Origin of the sequence: Exiguobacterium sp. SH4S7 (assembly GCF_004336795.1) — a bacterium.
In the GTDB taxonomy this organism is placed as follows: domain Bacteria; phylum Bacillota; class Bacilli; order Exiguobacteriales; family Exiguobacteriaceae; genus Exiguobacterium; species Exiguobacterium aurantiacum_A.
This window is the reverse complement of sequence record NZ_SJUT01000002.1, coordinates 1-19032: the sequence shown is the minus strand read 5'-3', so window position 1 is coordinate 19032 and position 19032 is coordinate 1. Positions and strand designations below refer to the sequence as shown.

Here is a 19032-nt window from a genome sequence, read left to right as displayed (position 1 = left end):
TGAGCACTATGCGGAAAAAACGTTCCGTCGAAGAGATGATTAAGACATTAAAGACCGACCCGAGTTTTTCCGCCAATGTCACACACTGGCATACGGTCGAGGCACAACCTGCAAGATACGCGGCCATCCCGTCGAGCGTCCCAGACGATCTTGTCCGGGTGTTAAACAGTCGCGGCATCGAGCAATTGTACACGCATCAGGCCGAAGCGGTCGAACAGACGTCACGTGGGAACTCGACTGTCATCGTGACGCCGACAGCTTCTGGTAAAACGCTCTGCTATAATTTGCCCGTGCTGTCTAGAATGATTGAGAAACCGACGGCACGAGCCCTCTATCTGTATCCGACGAAAGCGCTCGCGCAAGACCAGAACAGCGATTTGATGGAGATGGTCGAGGCGCTCGAAGGCGACCTCCGATGCTTCACGTATGATGGGGACACGTCGCCGGCAGCGCGGACGAAAGTACGGGACGCCGGCAACATCGTTATCACGAACCCGGATATGCTTCACTCAGGAATTTTGCCGCATCACACGAAATGGATCCGGTTGTTTGAAAACCTCGAATATATCGTTGTCGATGAACTGCATACGTATCGCGGCGTATTCGGGAGCCATGTCGCCAACGTCTTTCGGCGGCTCAAACGAATCTGTGCTTACTATGGAAGTTATCCGAAATGGATCATGACGTCCGCGACAATCGCGAACCCGGTCGAGCTGGCCGAGCTGTTGACCGAGGAAGAAGTGACGCTCGTCAACAATAATGGAGCTCCGCAAGGGAGAAAACACCTTATTTTCTATAACCCTCCGGTCGTCAATGAAGCGCTCGGGATTCGTCGGAGTGCCACGCTCGAAACGAAGCGGATCGCATCAAAACTTGTCGAGGCCGATATTCAAACGATCGTCTTCGCTCGGTCACGGGTCCGTGTCGAGGTGCTATTGACGTATTTGCAAGAATTGACGAGACGTGAACTTGGACCGAAGTCGATCGTCGGTTATCGGGGCGGTTATCTTCCGTCAGAGCGGCGTGAGATTGAACGCAGGCTCCGGAACGGTGAAATCAAAGCCGTCGTTTCGACGAACGCGCTCGAACTCGGTGTTGACATCGGTCAACTCGAGGCGTGCGTATTGAACGGATATCCCGGCACCGTCGCCTCGCTCTGGCAGCAAGCAGGAAGAGCCGGCCGTCGCCAGTCGGAATCACTCGTCATCTTCGTCGCCTCGTCGTCATCACTCGACCAACTCGTCGTCGAGCAACCAGACCTGATTTTAGAGCGTTCGCCTGAGGCGGCCCGTCTTGACCCGAACAACTTGATCATTTTAGTCGATCATATGAAGTGCGCCGCCTTCGAGCTCCCGTTCCAAAAAGGGGAGCGCTTCGGTACGGTCGAGACCGAGGATATCCTTGATTTCTTGACGGACGCGCAAATCTTGCATGAGCGTGCCAATAAATACTATTGGATGACGGACGCCTTCCCGGCCCACGACATCTCGCTGCGGACGAGCGATCAAGAGAACGTCGTCATCGTCGACCAGACGGCGAAACATCAAGTCATCGGCGAGATGGACACGTTCAGTGCGATGACGCTGCTTCACGACGAGGCGATCTATTTGCATGGGGCCGAGCAATATCAAGTCGAGAAACTCGATTTTGAAGAGAAGAAAGCGTACGTGCGGCGCGTCGATGTCGATTACTACACAGATGCGAACTTGGCCGTGGAGTTAAAAGTGCTAGAAGAAAACAAGACGAGCGGTGCCAAGACGTTCGGTGAAGTGTCAGTCATCGCGATGGCGACGCTGTTCAAGAAAATCAAGTTCGGGACGCACGAGAATATCGGATCTGGTCCGATCCACTTGCCGGAACGGGAGCTGCATACGACGTCGACGTGGTTCACGCTCGATGACCGGTTCGCTTACTCGGAAGCCGATATGGAAGATCAGCTCGAGGCCGTCAGCGACTTGTTGCGCCGGCTCGCCCCGCTCTACTTGATGTGCGACACGCTCGACTTGTTCACGACGATTCAAATGAAAGCGACCCATACGAATAAACCGACCGTCTACTTGTACGACCGCTATCCGGGCGGTATCGGCTTGAGCGAAGCGCTCTTCCGAGACGCCGCTGAAATTTTAGACGCAGCAATCCGCACGGTCGAGGATTGTCCGTGTGTGAGCGGATGCCCACGTTGCGTCGGGATGATCGGCTACGGTGACTTTAAAGACCAAGTTGTTAATCAGTTGACCGCATTGAAAGGAACGATATGAAAGCGAAGCTATCACGACTCATCAAAACAAATGAACCGAAACAAGCGACGGTCACACCAGATGACGCGGAGCAAGCCAAGTGGATTGCGCGAGGTGGCGAGATCTTGACGTTTGAAAGCGAGTGGTGCGTGCGCTTGAAAGAGATTTATCCGCTTGAAGCGACGTATCACGACTTTACGTTCGACGCGGCGAAACGTGCCCTCGGGACGGCAGACCATCCGTTCTTCACGGTCGACGTGCCGTATGACCAAGTGTTGTTCATGGATACGGAGACGACCGGGCTCCGTGGTGCCGGGACGTCCATCTTTTTGATCGGGTTCGCCCGCTTCAAGCCAGACCATCTCGAGATGATTCAGTACGTATTGCCGCACCCGGCGTTTGAGACCGCGTTCTACTATCACTTTCTCAATGACATCGGCGACGAGGTCCGGTTCGTGACGTACAATGGAAAATCGTTCGATTGGCCGCAAATCAAGACGCGTCATACGTTCGTCCGGACGAAAGTGAAGGCGTTGCCCGCCGTCGGTCATGTCGATCTGTTGCATGCGTCAAGGCGTCTGTTGAAGCCGACACTCGAGTCGGTCTCGTTAAAAGCGGTCGAGGCCCATTTTGGACATGCCCGAACGGACGATCTGCCAGGTTTTCTCGCCCCGATGCATTACTTTCAATACGTCAAAGAGCGGGACCCTGATATTTTACAACCGGTCATCGAGCACCATCACGCCGATTGCTTGAGCCTCGTGTCGCTTTATAAGCGGCTCTGTCACCTCGTCGAAGCAGACGAGCCGACATTTGGAGAAGAGCGGGCCCATTGGTTGAACGATCTAGGGAGTACGGACGAGGCACTCAAACAGTATGAACGGATCGAGCAACCGACAAAACGAGCGAAAATGCGTCAAGCGCTGCTGTTAAAGCGGACCGGCCGCATCGTCGAAGCGCTTCCTCTTTTCAAAGAAGTCGGGACGACCGAGGCGTTGGTCGAGCTAGCCAAGTATGCAGAACATCAGCAAAAAGATATCGTGTCAGCCATTCGATATACCGAGCAGGCGATTGCGATCGTGGAACAGCAAAAGACGGTCTTGAAACAGACCGTCCAAAAACAGCAACACGCGCTCAACCATCGTCTAGCTCGGTTAGAAAGGAAGAGGTTATGAAAGTTGTTGCGATTACCGGGTATCGGCCCCATGAGCTTGGGATCTTTAAAGCCGACCATCCCGGCATCGAGATCATCCAAGAAGCGTACCGCCGAAAGATCACTGAAGCAATCGAACTCGGGGCCGAATGGTTCATCTTCAGTGGAACGAACGGTTGTGAATTGTGGGCAGGACAAGTATTGTTAGAGTTAAGAGAAACACATCCGATTAAAATCGCGGTGTTTCCGCCATTTTTAGAGATGGAAGAACGGTATAAGCCGTATGAACAAGAGTTGTTCAGCCAGTTGCGGCTCGAAGCCGATTTTTTTGAACCGCTCACGCAACGTCCTTATGAAGACCCGAGTCAGTTGCGCGCAAAAACGGCGTTCTTTTTAGACAAGGCAGCAGGATTAATTACGTTGTATGACGAAGAGACGGGAGGAAGCCCCCGTTTCCTCGTTGAAGGGGCTAAACGAAAACACCAGATGGAACTATTCATGATCACACAAGACGACCTGCGTGTGATCGAGGAAGAAAAACAGTGGGAACAACAGTGGGAGTGAAGACTATGCAAACCGAATTAACAGCCGAAGCAATCTATAAACAAGAATTCAAGACGGCCCTCCGCGGCTACTCGCAAGAAGAAGTCGATCAATTTTTAGACGTCGTCATCCGGGACTATGAGAAGATGGCGAAAGAGATCGAACGTTTGCGACAAGAGAACGAATCGTTGCGCCGTGGTTCAAGCGAACCGACCGAGCCGGTGAAACCGGCCCAACCTGTCGCCTCGAACTACGATATGTTGCGTCGGATTTCAAACTTAGAAAAGGCCGTCTTCGGAAAACAAGTCGGACCTAGCGAATAACGAGAGGAGGTGGAATAGATGTTACAAGTGTTGACGGCCGTCAAGAAAGAGCCGGTGAAACGACAGACGAAAGGATTGTTCCGAACGAAAGAAGAGGTCATCTTGCCGCCGAAATCGTATACGGATGAGATCGTAGAAATCATTCGGCACACGTGTCGCTTCGATTGGATGATGATTGAACGGGTCGAAATCGGTGACAACGTGCTCGACTACGTGCTCGTCGGACCGAAAGGCGTCTTTTTAGTCCAAATCAATCGGACGACGACGGCCGTCCATGTGACGAACCGAGAGTGTCGGTTAGAAACCTCACTCGGGTGGAAAAACATCTATCCGCATCCGGTCGAAGGGCTCGAGCAGATGACGAAACAAGTTCGGAGCCTATTAAAAAAAGAATGCGGCAAGGCCGTACCGGTCACGTCATTTTTAATTTTTCCAGAAGCGTCACGTCTTAAAGTCGAACGTGTTAAAGCGAACTGTGAAGACTCGTTTGAAGCGATCGACAAAGTCATCGCCAAGACGAAACTCGAGCTCCTATCCGAGGCGACAATCAAACAAATCGCTTATTATTGTTCAGAGCGCCAGTTACATAAGTAAAAAAGGTGCCGCGGCACCTTTTTTACTTTAGTAGCTCTTTTGCTTTTTTTTCATCATTTCGGTGCACGAACAAGGCGACCCGGTCATCCAGGTTTTTGGCGAGCGGTTTAAACAAGCGTCCGGTCGGCAAGCCTTGTTCGATTCGGCACGTGACGCCTTTTTCCGTCAAATAGGTATAATCTTCGAGTAACTCCTCACCTTGTTTCCCGAACGCCTCACCAAAGCGGACCCATTGTAAGTTACGAATCGTTCGGATTGTCACGAGGATGACGAACAGCGCGCCAAGCGCAATAATCAATATAGTTTCCAACACATTCAACCCCTTCTTTACACAATTTTAAAGGGGGAAACGGTTGAAAGCAACAGCGGCGGACCGTATACTCGAAAAGAAGAGAGGGATGACTGTGAAAACGACGATACAATCACGGCGTGAAGCCGTAAAATTACTGCAAAGTGAGCACGTGCTCTACATTCGAATTCATAACGGACAGACGGGCATGATCAAATCGACGGTCGATGGCATCATCGTCGCGATACCGAACGAACAGACGGACAAAGTCGATTTTCGGAAATTAGAGGACGTGGAAGCGTTCGAGGCGTTTTATGACTTGACCCTCTCGAAACCGGGGACACTTTATTACAATGCACCATCCTGACAAAAGCTCCACTCTCACGAGTGGAGCTTTTGACTTAAGACGGTAACCAGACCGACAGTTTGTCACGTAGCGGTTCAGGTCGCATATGACGCTGTTTATGCAGCAAGTATCCGTCCGGTCGAATGACGAGGACACCCCGGCGCATGAACAAGGATTTCGCAAGTTCGTTGCCTTGGTCAAAGAAAGGACGGCTTGTTTTAGACAACGTGATGATTTGGAAGAATGATTGATGAGCGTTCAAGTATTCATATAACTCACTTGGGTCACGTTTGCCGTCATCGAGGACAAGTACTTGAAAGCGGCCATCGGCGACTTCTGAGATCTTTTGACGAAGGCCATCATCGGATCGGATCATCTCGATCTCGGGAAAGATCTTTCCTTCGGCGACCCGGATGAACGGTACACGTGAGTGCCCAGGGTAAGACAAGTGAAGCTGGGCGATTCGTTCGGTGATCTTTTCATTAATCAAATTGACGCGGGTGAACACGTCCGCTCCGACTGCTTGAAACGGCAATAAGATCGGGAGCGTCGTTTGGAGCACTTCGGTCGCGACGTTCGTCGTCTGCAAGACGTTTCTGGCGACGTGTTCACGCTCGTCCCGGTACGTGTCGACGACACTGAACGGCGCCCCTGCTTTCAGATGAAGCCAAAGCTTCCAGCCGAGGTTGAACGAGTCGGCGATGCCCGTATTCATCCCTTGGCCGCCGACGGGCGAATTGATATGCGCCGCGTCGCCCATTAAGATGACACGGTTATGGATGAACGAGTCGACCATGCGATTGTGCACCCTAAACAGCGAGAACCATTCGACCTCGTCGATTTCTACCGGCATGTGGCTCCGTTGTTCGACCAATTCGTGCAATTTGGCCTCGCTGAATGATTCGTCGCTCGCGAGATTACCGGTAATCCGGATTGTGTCATCCGTCAGCGGGAATACTTCTAACACGCCACGGTCCGAGAAAAAGATGTGTACTTCTTCACGGGAGATGTTCCATTTCGCCTTCATATCGGCCAACACCCAAGACTCTTTGAACGACTTCCCGCTGAACGGGAGCGCGAGCATACGGCGAATCGAACTGTTGGCGCCATCGGCCGCAACGATATACTTGGCTTCGATCGTGCGGTTCGAGTCGGATTCGAGATGGGCGAGCACACGTGTCGGATAGTGGGTCAACGAGACGAGTGACTCGCCGCGCTTGACGTAGTGCCCGTGGTCGTTCAACGCCTGTTCTAAGATGGCCTCGGTCTCGTTTTGTCGCAATAGCGTGACGAACGGGTAAGGTGTGACGAGACGTGAGAACTCGAGTTTGGCCGTCCACTGCCCAGAAAAGTATAAGTTTCCTTTTTCGATTGTTCTGGCGCGACTGAGTACTTCTTTGGCGACATCAAGGCGTGAAAACACTTCGATTGTTCGCGGCTGAATCCCGATGGCCCGTGAGTTGTTCGAAGGCGTCGTTTTTCGATCGATGATTTCAAAAGAGATTCCATATCTGGCTAATGTCAAAGCGAGTGTGAGTCCTGTCGGCCCCGCCCCGACGATCAATATATCAACTTGTTGAACCAATTCCACCATCTCCTATCATTAATAATGATATTTCCGACATTTGCCACGTTTAAACGAGGAGACGCTGGTGGAACTGTAAAACAGAGAGAGCGAGGTTGAAAATCATGAAACAATCATGGGTTACTGAAGCGAAATTACGAGAAAGTTTCTCGATGGAAGAGAATTATGAACAGACCGCCGCCGTCTTGATCCCGTTGACGCGAATCGATGACGTCTGGCACGTCGTCTTTGAAGTCCGGGCCCATACGATGCGGCGCCAACCTGGAGAGATCTCGTTCCCTGGAGGTCGGCTCGAGCGAGGGGAGACACCTGTCGAGGCCGCGGTCCGAGAGACGAGTGAAGAACTCGAGGTACCGCTCGAGACGATCGAGGTCATCGGTCGCTTACAGCCGCTCGCCACGCCGCACCGTCAACTCATCTATCCGTTCGTCGGGATGATTCCGACAGTTCCGGACGTACGTCAAACGGATGAAGTCGATCATTTGTTCACCGTTCCCGTCGAAACGTTACTGTTAATTGATCCGTTTCACGGCGAGATGGAATGGACGATGAATCCGGATCAAAATATTCCGTTTGACCGAATGGCGAACGCTAAAGCGTATGAAAAACGGGTAATTAAAATGAGAGAACCTTTTTACGAACATGAAGACTACATTATTTGGGGATTGACTGGAAAAATTTTGTCACAATTCATCAAATGTACAAAAGAAAACGTATTCAAACCTATATAATTTAGTTATAATGATAAAAACAAATTTAAGATTGGAAGTGAATGGGTGTGTCTTTAGAATTCGCTGTGGGTGATATCGTCAAGTCAACTCGTGAAGGATGGGTCGCAGAAGTGACTGCCGTATTAACGAATACGGTCATCGGGGACGTTTCCATCATGGAGGAATATCAACAGCTCGGCCTCGAGTTTGAGAAACAAGTTTTGTTGAAAAAAGAATTGGAATTGATTGAACGCGCCAGCTGACCTTTTAACCGAAAGGGATGATTCAGGTGTCCATTGACAAAAAAGTTCGTGAATGGAAAGAGGCGGGTTTGCTAGATGAAACGACCGGTCAACGGTTGATTGATTTTGAATATAAGAAATTGGCGGTTAGTGACAAACGTGAGCACAAACCGCCAATTCTTGTCATTATCGGATCAATCCTGCTCGCCCTTAGTCTATTCAGTTTTGTCGCCGCCAACTGGCAAGCGATCCCAGACCTCATCAAAGTATCCATATTCCTTGTCTTCATGCTCGGGATGTACGTAGCAGCGGAGCGGCTTCAAGTGAAAGCCCCTCGGTATGTGACGTTGTTCCGCGTCCTCGGCGTCGTTTTCTTCGTCGCCACGATGATTGTCATCTTCACAACGTATAATCTTTCCTCGCAACTACCGCTTCTATTCTGGCTATTCTTTGCTGTCGCCGTCCTGCACAAACTGATCTATAAGCACCCGATCTTCACGTTCATCGCAGCGCTAGCCGCTTTTTTAGCGGTCACGAACAGTTTTCAAGGAATCGGGATCACACTCATCCTGTTCGGCCTGCTCGTGACGTGGGTTTGGTTCCATTACGGTGATAACGAGCTCGACCGGATTTTCGCCTGGTTCAGCTTTTACGGACTGTTGCTCACGATCGGTCAGTATATCGATTACGAGGGACGGTTTTGGCCGCTTTGGGCACTCGCAGCACTGCATATCCTGTTCCTCGTCTACCGGGAGCGGGCTCAGTGGCAGTATCTCTACTTGTTCGTCGCTGCCATCTTGTCCATCGGTTACTTGGTCAATGCGACCGAGGGTTGGTTGTCTCAACGTCAGCCGTCCGTCATCGAGGCCACGCTGCTTTCCGTCGTCCTCGTGGCTGTGTACTTGACACATCGTCGCCCCGATTTGCTGTGGGTGAGCCTACTCGCGGTCATCCCGTTCTCGCTATTCGAAGATTCAGGTATCTTACTCGCGATCTTGCTTGAAGTGGTGGCGCTCGCTTACTTGATCATGCAAGACCATGAGCGGAAACCGATCGTTTTGGCGTTCATCTATTTCTTACTTGTCCAAATGACGATCTACTTCATTTATGTTTGGGACCGGCTCGACATCTCGCTCTTCTTCTTGATCGGGGCGTTGATCGTATTCGCGTTGTCGCTCGCGTTGTGGTGGCGTAGCCGTACGAGAGGGGATGCTCGGACATGAAACGAATCACTCCTTGGCTTGTACCGATCGTACAAGTATTGATTGCCATCGGTTTTATCTTGCTCGTTTATGCGGTGTCTTGGTTCGGCCAGTCGTATACGTTCAAAGCGACGTCGTACGAGCCGTATGACCCATTTTTTGGGGATTACGTCTATCTCGAGTTCGATTCGTTGCAAGGGCGACAAGATGTCGATTCCGGGACGGTCTACGTCTCATTCAAAACGGATGACGCTGGTTTTGCCACAATCGACCGGGTCAGCTCCCGACCGTTCTTTGGTGGGACGCGGGCTGAATATTACGATCGCCAAGTCTTCATCACCGACATGAGTTCATACCGTGTCGCCGAGGACGAGAAAGCTGTGATCGAAGGTGCGAAAACGTTCGAAGTTGAAGTCGATGTGGCGCCTTGGGGGATGGTCCGGGCCCATGATTTACGTCCAATCGAAGCTGAAACAGAATGACAAACAGATTACAGATTTGTTACGAGAACGTTTGTAACCGATCTGTAATTTTTTTGTTAGGTCGCTTGTATAGCAACGTTTTCGGCAATTGTTACAATCTGTAACTAAGCGTTCGCCCATATGTCAGCAATATTTCACTTCGTCAAAACCACTTCTCGGGTTCGAGACGGCATGGTAAATTTACTCCTGTTCGTTAGAAGACGAGAAAGGGATGACCTAATTTCAATGACATTCTTAAAATATATGATGACGCTTCTGTTTGTCCTAGCCGGTACGTTCGTGGTATCTACGACTGCCGACGCTGCTCAAATTGGAATCGGAACAGAACAGAAAATCGTACAAAACCCGCTTGAATTGGAACGGATTGCGATCGAGCTTGAACGCCAACAAAAAATCGAGCGTGAAAAGCGACTCGCGGAAGAGAAGCGCCTCGCTGAAGAGAAACGAGTGGCAGAAGAACAAGCGAAGCAGCAGGCAGAGCGGGAAGCGAAACGGTTGGCGGAAGCCAAGCGAATCGCGGCTGAGGAAGCGCGGCTTGCAGAAGCAGCGAAACGCCAGGCAGAAGCGACAGCAAAGCAAGCGAAAGCAGAGCAAGCCACGACAAACGCTGTGGCGACACCTGTCTCGACAAGCAGCGGGCGCGTCATTCAAGCCGAGTCGACAGCTTACACGAATGATGCGGCAGACAATGGCTCATACGGGGGCCGGGTGTTGACGGCGACGGGACACGACGTGACGGATTCGATTTTTTATAACGGCATGCGCATCATCGCCGTCGATCCGGGCGTCATCCCGCTCGGTACGGTCGTACAGATCGAAGGCATCGGTCAAGCGATCGCTCTCGATACAGGGGGACGCATTAAAGGCAACATCGTCGATCTACTCGTCGATACGAAGAGCGAGGCGATCAATTGGGGTCGTCGCCACGTTACCATCACACTTCCATAACGAAAAGGTTCTCCCGAGGGAGAACCTTTTGTTGTTTAACAATCGTTGGAAACGGGCAAACTAATATTTGACTTTCATATAATGTGAAAAGCCGAGGAGGGATTGTGTTGATTGAATTTCAAAATGTTTCCAAGCGTTATGATGATGGGACATTGGCCGTCGAAAACTTGAGTTTGACGGTACGAAAAGGAGAGATTTTCGTATTGATTGGGCCATCAGGTTGTGGCAAGACGACGACGATGAAGATGGTGAATCGTCTGATTGACCACACTGACGGGAAAATCCTGATTGATGAGCGCGAAATCTATCAGTTCGATATTTATGAACTGCGACGCAACATCGGCTATGTGCTCCAACAAATCGCATTGTTCCCGCATTTGACGGTCGAAGAGAACATCGCCGTCGTTCCGGACCTATTGAAATGGCCGAAGACGAAGACGAAAGACCGTGTGACCGAACTGATGAAAATCGCCGGTCTCGACCCTGTCCTCCGTTCTAAAAAACCGCCTGAACTGTCGGGTGGTCAACAACAACGAGTCGGCGTCCTGCGAGCGCTCGCGGCCGACCCGGAAGTCATTTTAATGGATGAACCGTTCTCGGCGCTCGATCCGATCAGTCGGGCCCAGCTCCAAGATGACATCAAACGGTTGAACGATGAGTTAGGGAAGACGATTCTGTTCGTCACTCATGACATTGAGGAGGCGATGAAACTCGGGGACCGGATCGCTCTCATGCGTGACGGGAAACTGGTCATCGTCGGCACGCCTGACGAGATTCGAGCGAGTGATGATCCGTTCGTGCTCGACTTTACACAACACGGAAGAGGTGAGGTAGATGCTTGAAACGTTCCAAAACCGACGCGGGGAATTGGTCGAAGCGCTAATCGAGCATTTACAACTTTCTGTCGTCTCCCTTTTGATTGCGGTGTTGATTGCGGTCCCGCTAGGTATCTGGCTGACGCGGCGTAAAAAAGTGGCTGAAACGGCAATCGGCTTCACCGCCATCATCCAAACGATTCCTTCTTTGGCTCTACTCGGTCTTATGATTCCGCTCGTTGGGATCGGTGCACTTCCTGCCACGATTGCGCTCGTTCTGTACGCGTTGTTGCCAATCCTTCGCAATACGTTCACAGGGTTGAACGAAGTCGATAAGTCACTGATCGAAGCCGCGCAAGGTTGCGGCATGAAACCGAACCAAAGTTTGATGAGAGTCGAACTACCGCTCGCACTACCGGTCATCATGGCCGGGATTCGAACGGCGATGGTGTTAATTGTCGGTACAGCCACGCTGGCGGCACTCGTCGGAGCAGGCGGACTCGGGACGTTGATCCTGCTTGGAATTAACCGAAACGACAACTATTTGATTTTGCTCGGAGCGATTCCAGCAGCCATTCTCGCATTACTGTTCGACTTCTTGCTCCGTCAAATGGAAGGTGCGACGGCGACCCGCAACAAGACGAAGCTGATCGCCGTATCGACCGTCTTGGCGTTAATTATCGCAGCACCGCTCGCATTGGGACGCACCCAACAGACCGACCTCGTCGTCGCCGGGAAGCTCGGTCCCGAGCCGGAGATCTTGATGAACATGTACAAACTGTTGATCGAAGAAGAGACGGATCTGACCGTATCGGTCCGTCCGAACTTCGGAGAGACGACGTTCGTATGGGGAGCGTTAAAATCCGGTGATGTCGATATTTATCCTGAATTCACCGGGACGGTACTCGCGAGTTTAGTGAAAGAAACACCGAATTCAAACGATGCCCGTGAAGTGTACGAACAAGCACGGGATGCGCTAGCAGACGACGGCTTCGCTTTACTTGAACCGATGCAGTTCAATAACACGTACGCCATCGCGATCCCGCGTGACTATGCGGAAACTGAAGGCGTCACGACGATTTCTGATTTACGTAGCGTGCAAAATGACATCCAGGCCGGGTTCACGCTCGAGTTCACGGACCGTGAAGACGGATATCCAGGACTTCAGCAAGCGTACGGACTTGATTTCCCTTCTGTCGTTTCGATGGAGCAGAAACTTCGTTACCGCGCCATCGCACGGGGCGACGTCAATCTTGTTGATGCGTATGCGACCGACCCGGATATCGCCGAAAACGACCTGCTCGTGTTAGAAGACGATCAACAGTTCTTCCCGCCTTATCAAGGTGCTCCACTCTTGAAAGCAGAAACGCTTGAAGAACATCCGGAAATCGAGGACGCGCTCAACCAGTTGGGCGGACTCATCACTGACGAAGAGATGTCTGAATTGAACCGTCGGGTCGCTTACGGGAAAGAACGGGCCTACGACGTGGCCGAAGACTTCTTGGAACAAGCGGGTCTATTATGAAGGCGATGATCATTTCGAACCCGAAGTCGGGTGCGAGCGAGACGATGCTCGGCGAAGTGGTCGGGACAATCGAGTCGATGTATCAAGAGATTCTCATCCGAAAGACGCTAGCTGAAGGGGATGCAGCGCACCTTGCTCGAACGAGCAGTGGGTTCGATCATTTGATCGTCATCGGTGGGGATGGGACGCTTCATGAAGTCGTCAACGGATTGATGGCGTTGCCTCGTGACGAACGTCCGAGCGTCGGTCTCGTACCGGCGGGGACGTGCAACGACTTCGCGAGGGCGATTGATCTGCCTGTCGAACCGATTGAGGCGGCTCGCCTGTTTAAAATGAGCGAGCAGCAATCGGTCGATGTGATGCGTGTCAACGACCGGTTCGGTCTCAACTTTGTCGGGGTCGGATTGATCGCGGACGCTTCCCGACAGATCGATCCGCTCCAAAAAGAAACGCTCGGCTCGATCGGATACTTTTTAGCGACGATCCGTCAGTTCCGCGAACTCGATCCGTTCAAGGTCCGTATCGAGCGGGCGGGCGAGGTCATCCACGATGGGGCCGTCAGTTTTCTATACGTCGGCAACGGTGCCTATCTCGGAACGGTCCCGACGAAGCTCGCGACGCAATCGTTCACGGACGGTCTCGTCGAAGTCGTCCATAGCTCGGCCATCGGCTTCCCGATGATTCGTCAGCTATTGACGCAACAGCTCGGACTCGAACAGTCGTCGCCAGAATGGGTCCATCTCCAAATGGAGCAACTTGATGTGTTTTTACGTGAGCCACAAGTCATCGATGTGGACGGTGAACACTTTGAGACGGATCATTTACAGATTGAAGTGTTGCCGAATGAGCTGACATTTCTCGTCCCATAATCGTTTACGAAGGCAGAGGAAAGAATTCAGACTTTTCTCTGTTTTTTGTTGTTCTCGTTTCTGAACCGTGTTAGTATTTCACTATTATTATGAAAATGAAATGAAATTAGGAAGTAGGGATAGTAATGGCGCAAAATTCGTTCGCCTCAAAAATTGGATTCATTTTAGCGGCCGCAGGGTCCGCAATCGGTCTCGGTGCCATCTGGAAATTTCCATATGTCACGGGAACAAGTGGGGGCGGCGCCTTTTTACTCATGTTTTTAGCATTCACATTCTTACTCGGTCTGCCGCTTCTCATTGGTGAGTTCATCGTCGGGCGTTCGACGCAAAAGACGGCGCTCCTTGCCTTTAAAAAACTTGGCCATCGCCGTTGGACATTGGTCGGTTACCTCGGCGTAATCGCTTGCTTCTTACTGCTATCATTCTACAGTGTCATCGGTGGATGGGTGTTGATCTACGTCGGGCTCGGCTTGAGCGGGACGCTCAGCGGCCGGTCACCTGACGAGTTCGGGACCGTGTTCGCGGACGTCGTCGCATCTCCTGGGATTGCCGTCTTCGGACAATTTTTGTTCTTATTGATCACGCTACTCATCGTCTTGAAAGGGGTAGAAGGCGGAATCGAGCGGATGAGCAAGATTTTAATGCCGCTCCTGTTCGTCAGTTTCATCGTGCTCGTCATCCGCTCGTTGACACTTGACGGTGCCATGGAAGGGGTCCGCTTCTTCTTGCAGCCTGACTTCTCGGCACTGACCGGCGAGTCGGTCTTGTTCGCGCTCGGGCAAGCGTTCTTCTCGCTGTCGCTCGGGGTGGCGGCGATGCTCACATACGCCTCGTACATTCAAACGAAAGGGACGCTCAACCGCTCGGCAAATATGATCGTCTTGTTGAACGTCACCGTTTCAATTTTAGCGGGGCTCGCCATCTTCCCGGCCGTCTTCGCCTCGGGGCTCGATCCGGCAGAAGGCCCGGCGCTCCTGTTCGTCGTGTTGCCGGCCGTATTTAACCAAGTCCCACTCGGCGGCTTCTTCATGGTATTGTTCTTCTTATTGTTCACGTTCGCCTCGATCACGTCTTCGATTGCGATGCTCGAAGTCGTCGTCGCCGGTGTGACGGATAAATTGAACGAGAAGAAACAAACGATGTCGAAGCGTAACGTCACACTCCTCTCGGCGGCCATCGTGTTCGCTGTCGGGATCCCCTCGGCCTTATCGTTCGGACTGATGAGTGAGTTGCAGTTCTTGAACGGCCGTACGTTCTTTGACTCGATGGACTATGTCGTCAGTTACATCCTCATGCCGACAGGTGCGTTACTCACGTCGATCTTTGTCGGACATGTCGTCGATGAGCGTATTTTGCAAGACGAGATTAAAACGTCCGGGACAGGCGCTAAACTGTATCCGGTATGGCGTTTCCTCATTCGTTACGTCATCCCGGTGACGGTCGCAATCGTTATGGTCTCGACATGGGTAATCAGCTAAGCAAGGGGAACTTCCCCTTGCTTTTTTTCGTACTTGCGACCGAGAGAGTGAACGTCGTCATTATGCTAAGCTTATAAAGATGACGAAACTTTTGTTGACGGTTCACGTAAGGTACAATAGAAGTATCATGAGACGAGGTGACAAGGATGAAGACATGGATGAAATGGGCCCTGACTGGGGCGATCCTGTATTTTGCCATAAGTGTGTTTGATTTCTCCTGGCTGTTTATCATCGTCGGGGCGCTCGTATTGAACGAGGTGTGGTCGAGTAACAAACGGCGTAAGCGGGCACCCGCACCGGTAGCGAAACGGGCGAAGAAAAAACTGCTGCTCGATGAAGAAGAACCGTTCGTCGGTTCTCGCATCCTTAAGCCGATGGAAGATGTGGCACCGGTCCGTCAGTTCGAAGCGACAGACGACTTGGAACTACAATTTTTACAACGGACGATCGAGCAAGGGTACGAGAAACTCCAGCAGATCGATCGTATCTTGCCTGAAATAAAAGATGTCGAAGTTCGTCGTGAAATGAAGGCGGTCTCGAGAGAGGCCCACGAACTGTTTGCCGAATTGTTCGAGAACCCTCAAGACGCGAAACACGTCAGAGATCTGTTCACGTTTTATTTGGACTCGCTCGTGTCCGTCGTCTTGAAATTTAAAGAACTAGAAGGAAAACGTGTCGTCATTCAAGAAGAGACACGAGAGCAACTGATCACCAATATGCGGCTCATCGTCGATAAGTTCAAAGAGCAACGGAGCCGTCTGCTCGAGGACGACGCTGTCGACTTCGAACGCGAATTGATCATGATGGAACGGGTATTGGCAGATCAACCGGAAGGGAGAAAAAAACATGACTTCATCGAATGAAACGAACTGGCAGTCATGGCCAGAAGAAGAGCTCACTTCACAGACAAAAACAAAGACCGAGACAGAGGAAATCTCTGACCCGTCTGTGGATTGGTCCGCGATGACAGAAAAACATGAGGTGCCGGCCATCCAACCGAAAGCCGACGTGCCGCAACAACATCGGGAACGAATCACCCGGATCGCCGAGTCGATCGATATTAAAAAAACAGACTCCGTCATGTTATTCGGATCGAACGTCCAACGTGAACTATCTCAATTCTCTGACCAGATCTTGACCGAGGTCCGCATGAAAGACGGTGGTGACGCAGGCAAGTTACTATCCGATTTGATGCAAAACGTTCGGAAGATGGACCCGGATATGCTTCAACCGGAGAAGAAGAGTTTTATGGACAACTTGCCGCTCATCGGACGAGCGAAAAAGAAAGCTGAAAACTATAAGCTTCAATTTGAAAAAATGAACGTCTATTTGGAAGAAGTCATTCACAATCTCGACCGAGCCAAGTTCGGTCTGATGAAGGACATTACGATGCTCGATCAAATGTATGACAAGAACAAGCGCTACTTCGAAGAATTGAACGTCTATATCGCAGCCGGTGAGACGAAGCTCGACCACGTTCGCGATCACGAGATCGCGCCGCTCCGTCAAGAAGTCGAAACGACGAGAGATCAAGTGAAGCTGCAACAGCTAAACGATATGATTCAACTGACAGACCGGTTCGAGAAGAAGTTGCATGATTTGAAGTTGAGTCGGACGATCAGTCTGCAGATGGCACCACAAATCCGTGTCATCCAACAAAATAACCAAATCTTAGCGGAGAAAATCGAGTCGGCTGTCGTCAATACGATTCCTCTTTGGAAAAACCAAGTCGTCCTCGCTCTCAGTTTGACGCGCCAGAAAACGGCACTCCGGATGCAGCAAGACGTCACGAAGACGACGAACCAACTGCTCGAACAAAACTCGAAAATGTTGAAAGACTCGTCGATCGAGATCGCAACCGAGAACGAAAAAGGGATCGTTTCGGTCGAATCGCTCAAAGTCGCGCACGAGAATCTATTGTCAACGCTCGACGAAACGCTGCGTATCCAACAGGAAGGCAAGCAGAAGCGTCGTGAGGCCGAACGTGAGCTCGATCGGATGGAGCACGAACTGAAAGAAAAAGTCATCGAAATTGCCTCAAAGAATAAAGAGTTGCCAAAAGAGACTGGATACTAAAAAGAAAGTCTGAGCATTCAGACTTTCTTTTTCCATGAGGAGGATCAGGATGGAGAAACAACGATTGTGGGACGAGACGTGGTTGCAGTTCGCCGATATGATGGCGGAACGGCACTCGAAATGTGCCTCGAAGAGTGTCGCCTGTGTCATCGTCAAAGATGAGAAACCGATCTCGATCGGATTGAACGGGACACCGCCGGGACATACGAACTGTAATGAAATCTTTTTAAAACGTGATGACGGATTTTACCAACGAGCCGAATATGTGACGGATGATACGGTCGACTTGACCGAGCCGTCTGTGCGCATCATCGAGCAAGGTGTGACATTTGTTAAATGTAGCGACCCGTTCGAACATCACAATTGGTCAAAACAACATGAGATCCATGCCGAGATCAATGCGATCGGAAAATTGGCCGCTGATTCGACGAACGCGTTCGGTGCTACGGCTTATGTGACCCATTCACCATGCCATTCTTGTTCTCTCGCGCTCATCGCGGCGCGCGTGGCCCGAGTCGTGTACGCTGTCGGTTATGAGCACGGGGATGGCCTTGATTTGATGCGGGAAAGCGGGATTGACGTCTTACATATGCCGCTTGAAAAAAGTTTCAAAAACACATTGTAAACGTTTACATTCGATGTTATATTATTAATGTACTGCCAATGGTGTTTTACTCTTCCATTATTTGCCCCTCCTCGGAGGGGCCTTTTTTTATGTCTAATCATGAGGTGAGACAAAGTTTACACATAATGTTCAATATTTCACAAACTATTCCGCTGAATCTTTTTTATAATAAGAGTAGATAAACGAGAGGGGATATGTCACATGGAAAAACTAGTTCGTTTCACAGATGGTGCCTATGATGTGGAAGCGTTGATCACACTTGAAGAGGTATGGGAAGATAAATTTGCCATCGGCACGCACAAAGAGCTGGCTGTTAAATCACTCAAAATTAATGGGAATGACGTCTCCGAGATGAAGCATGTCCGGGCGTTGCTCCGTTACTACCCGACGCTAGGTGTCTCAGGAATTCTACTCGCCCTTGACGGCGCGGCTGCTGAAATCGTCGCCCTGTCAGGTGATACCGATCCAGCCCTACGCTTCGTCGAGCTCGTCGCCCTTCAGATGGATGAAGCCGCGACGAAACAGTTAAAAGACATGTATGCCGAAATGGCAGTTTAAAAGTTAGGATGACTTTCGGGTCATCCTTTTTAATTTTGTCTTGTAACTCGTGACGAGTGTGGTAATATAGATAGTAGATGAAGAAATGGAACGCCATATCGTTGTCGACAAACCAAACATGGGGATCTAGATAGCTAGATCGCTGTTAAGGAGCCACGTTCATAGGAACGTGGCTTTTTTTTGCATATTTGTGAACTACTCACCACTTATTTGCTTCGCAACTTGAAGTGGGAGCTTCTTGGGAAGACCGTGCTTTGACCAGCCACGGTTGTGGACCAAGCTCGTCGGGCAGTCCCTGCCCTGGGGTGTTTCAGTCGGCGAGGCGCAACAGGTTGAGGCTCGCGTTGACGTCGCGGTCATGGTGCGTGCCGCATACGGCGCATGTCCACTCGCGGACGTGCAGGTCCTTCTTGCCGCCGTTCTCGCCACAGG

21 protein-coding genes and 1 pseudogene are annotated in these 19032 nt (G+C 51.1%); 19 read left to right on the top strand and 3 right to left on the bottom strand.

What is annotated here, in order from left to right; translation table 11 throughout:
* Positions 1-8 precede the first annotated feature (8 nt).
* Genes EVJ29_RS04185 through EVJ29_RS04165 form a run of 5 tightly spaced genes read left to right on the top strand, consistent with a single transcriptional unit; the run spans position 9 to position 4850 of the window.
* Complete coding sequence (locus tag EVJ29_RS04185; protein WP_070327406.1) at positions 9-2258, top strand: DEAD/DEAH box helicase; 2250 nt, start codon at positions 9-11, stop codon at positions 2256-2258.
* Positions 2255-3412 (top strand): ribonuclease H-like domain-containing protein, encoded by a 1158-nt coding sequence (locus EVJ29_RS04180; RefSeq protein WP_131489816.1) that lies wholly within the window; start codon positions 2255-2257, stop codon positions 3410-3412. Before EVJ29_RS04185 ends, EVJ29_RS04180 begins: the two co-directional genes overlap by 4 nt.
* Positions 3409-3954 carry an SLOG family protein gene (locus EVJ29_RS04175; RefSeq protein WP_016509942.1) on the top strand — a complete coding sequence of 182 codons (546 nt, stop codon included), beginning with the start codon at positions 3409-3411 and terminating at the stop codon, positions 3952-3954. Before EVJ29_RS04180 ends, EVJ29_RS04175 begins: the two co-directional genes overlap by 4 nt.
* A gap of 5 nt (positions 3955-3959) precedes the next feature.
* The gene (gpsB, locus tag EVJ29_RS04170; protein WP_051121542.1) at positions 3960-4256 is read left to right on the top strand and encodes a cell division regulator GpsB; all 297 of its coding nucleotides are present in this window, start codon (positions 3960-3962) and stop codon (positions 4254-4256) included.
* An 18-nt stretch (positions 4257-4274) separates the two neighbouring features.
* The gene (locus tag EVJ29_RS04165) at positions 4275-4850 is read left to right on the top strand and encodes a nuclease-related domain-containing protein (protein ID WP_070327404.1); all 576 of its coding nucleotides are present in this window, start codon (positions 4275-4277) and stop codon (positions 4848-4850) included.
* Between the two features lie 22 nt (positions 4851-4872).
* Here the strand turns inward: EVJ29_RS04165 and EVJ29_RS04160 are convergent, their stop codons facing one another.
* The gene (locus tag EVJ29_RS04160) at positions 4873-5148 is read right to left on the bottom strand and encodes a hypothetical protein (RefSeq protein WP_070327939.1); all 276 of its coding nucleotides are present in this window, start codon (positions 5146-5148) and stop codon (positions 4873-4875) included.
* Positions 5149-5254: 106 nt separating this feature from the next.
* On the opposite strand from EVJ29_RS04160, the gene EVJ29_RS04155 reads away from it, so the two are divergent.
* The gene (locus EVJ29_RS04155) at positions 5255-5506 is read left to right on the top strand and encodes a hypothetical protein (RefSeq protein ID WP_236633386.1); all 252 of its coding nucleotides are present in this window, start codon (positions 5255-5257) and stop codon (positions 5504-5506) included.
* Positions 5507-5540: 34 nt separating this feature from the next.
* On the opposite strand, the gene EVJ29_RS04150 is transcribed toward EVJ29_RS04155, so the two are convergent.
* Positions 5541-7079 (bottom strand): FAD-dependent monooxygenase, encoded by a 1539-nt coding sequence (locus tag EVJ29_RS04150; RefSeq protein WP_084812875.1) that lies wholly within the window; start codon positions 7077-7079, stop codon positions 5541-5543.
* A gap of 95 nt (positions 7080-7174) precedes the next feature.
* On the opposite strand from EVJ29_RS04150, the gene EVJ29_RS04145 reads away from it, so the two are divergent.
* The 13 genes and pseudogenes from EVJ29_RS04145 (at position 7175) to EVJ29_RS04085 (ending at position 18600) form a co-directional block, all read left to right on the top strand.
* The gene (locus EVJ29_RS04145) at positions 7175-7801 is read left to right on the top strand and encodes an NUDIX hydrolase (protein WP_083274014.1); all 627 of its coding nucleotides are present in this window, start codon (positions 7175-7177) and stop codon (positions 7799-7801) included.
* Between the two features lie 65 nt (positions 7802-7866).
* Positions 7867-8043 (top strand): DUF2187 family protein, encoded by a 177-nt coding sequence (locus EVJ29_RS04140; protein ID WP_016509936.1) that lies wholly within the window; start codon positions 7867-7869, stop codon positions 8041-8043.
* Between the two features lie 17 nt (positions 8044-8060).
* Positions 8061-9245, top strand: a complete 1185-nt coding sequence (locus tag EVJ29_RS04135) for a DUF2157 domain-containing protein (protein ID WP_131504750.1) — start codon at positions 8061-8063, stop codon at positions 9243-9245.
* The gene (locus tag EVJ29_RS04130) at positions 9242-9706 is read left to right on the top strand and encodes a GDYXXLXY domain-containing protein (RefSeq protein ID WP_016509950.1); all 465 of its coding nucleotides are present in this window, start codon (positions 9242-9244) and stop codon (positions 9704-9706) included. Before EVJ29_RS04135 ends, EVJ29_RS04130 begins: the two co-directional genes overlap by 4 nt.
* A 225-nt stretch (positions 9707-9931) precedes the next feature.
* Positions 9932-10654, top strand: coding sequence for a 3D domain-containing protein (locus tag EVJ29_RS04125; protein WP_131504749.1), 723 nt, complete (start codon positions 9932-9934; stop codon positions 10652-10654).
* Between the two features lie 107 nt (positions 10655-10761).
* A pseudogene (locus tag EVJ29_RS04120) lies at positions 10762-11430 on the top strand (ABC transporter ATP-binding protein); the annotation flags it as partial.
* A gap of 58 nt (positions 11431-11488) precedes the next feature.
* Complete coding sequence (locus tag EVJ29_RS04115; RefSeq protein ID WP_070327398.1) at positions 11489-12994, top strand: ABC transporter permease/substrate-binding protein; 1506 nt, start codon at positions 11489-11491, stop codon at positions 12992-12994.
* The gene (locus EVJ29_RS04110; RefSeq protein ID WP_131440138.1) at positions 12991-13863 is read left to right on the top strand and encodes a diacylglycerol/lipid kinase family protein; all 873 of its coding nucleotides are present in this window, start codon (positions 12991-12993) and stop codon (positions 13861-13863) included. The genes EVJ29_RS04115 and EVJ29_RS04110 overlap by 4 nt, the downstream gene beginning before the upstream one ends.
* 125 nt (positions 13864-13988) lie before the next feature.
* Positions 13989-15341, top strand: a complete 1353-nt coding sequence (locus tag EVJ29_RS04105; RefSeq protein WP_070327396.1) for a sodium-dependent transporter — start codon at positions 13989-13991, stop codon at positions 15339-15341.
* Positions 15342-15487: 146 nt separating this feature from the next.
* Positions 15488-16204, top strand: coding sequence for a 5-bromo-4-chloroindolyl phosphate hydrolysis family protein (locus EVJ29_RS04100; protein WP_016509957.1), 717 nt, complete (start codon positions 15488-15490; stop codon positions 16202-16204).
* A complete protein-coding gene (locus EVJ29_RS04095) occupies positions 16188-17417 on the top strand; it encodes a toxic anion resistance protein (RefSeq protein WP_016509945.1) in 1230 nt (409 codons plus the stop codon). The genes EVJ29_RS04100 and EVJ29_RS04095 overlap by 17 nt, the downstream gene beginning before the upstream one ends.
* Positions 17418-17466: 49 nt before the next feature.
* On the top strand, positions 17467-18042 hold the full coding sequence (locus EVJ29_RS04090) for a deoxycytidylate deaminase (protein WP_131465208.1): 576 nt from the start codon (positions 17467-17469) through the stop codon (positions 18040-18042).
* Between the two features lie 201 nt (positions 18043-18243).
* Positions 18244-18600, top strand: coding sequence for a hypothetical protein (locus EVJ29_RS04085; protein ID WP_016509485.1), 357 nt, complete (start codon positions 18244-18246; stop codon positions 18598-18600).
* A gap of 310 nt (positions 18601-18910) precedes the next feature.
* Here the strand turns inward: EVJ29_RS04085 and EVJ29_RS04080 are convergent.
* A partial coding sequence (locus tag EVJ29_RS04080; RefSeq protein ID WP_146256761.1) for a zinc ribbon domain-containing protein occupies positions 18911-19032 on the bottom strand: 122 nt, incomplete at its 5' end.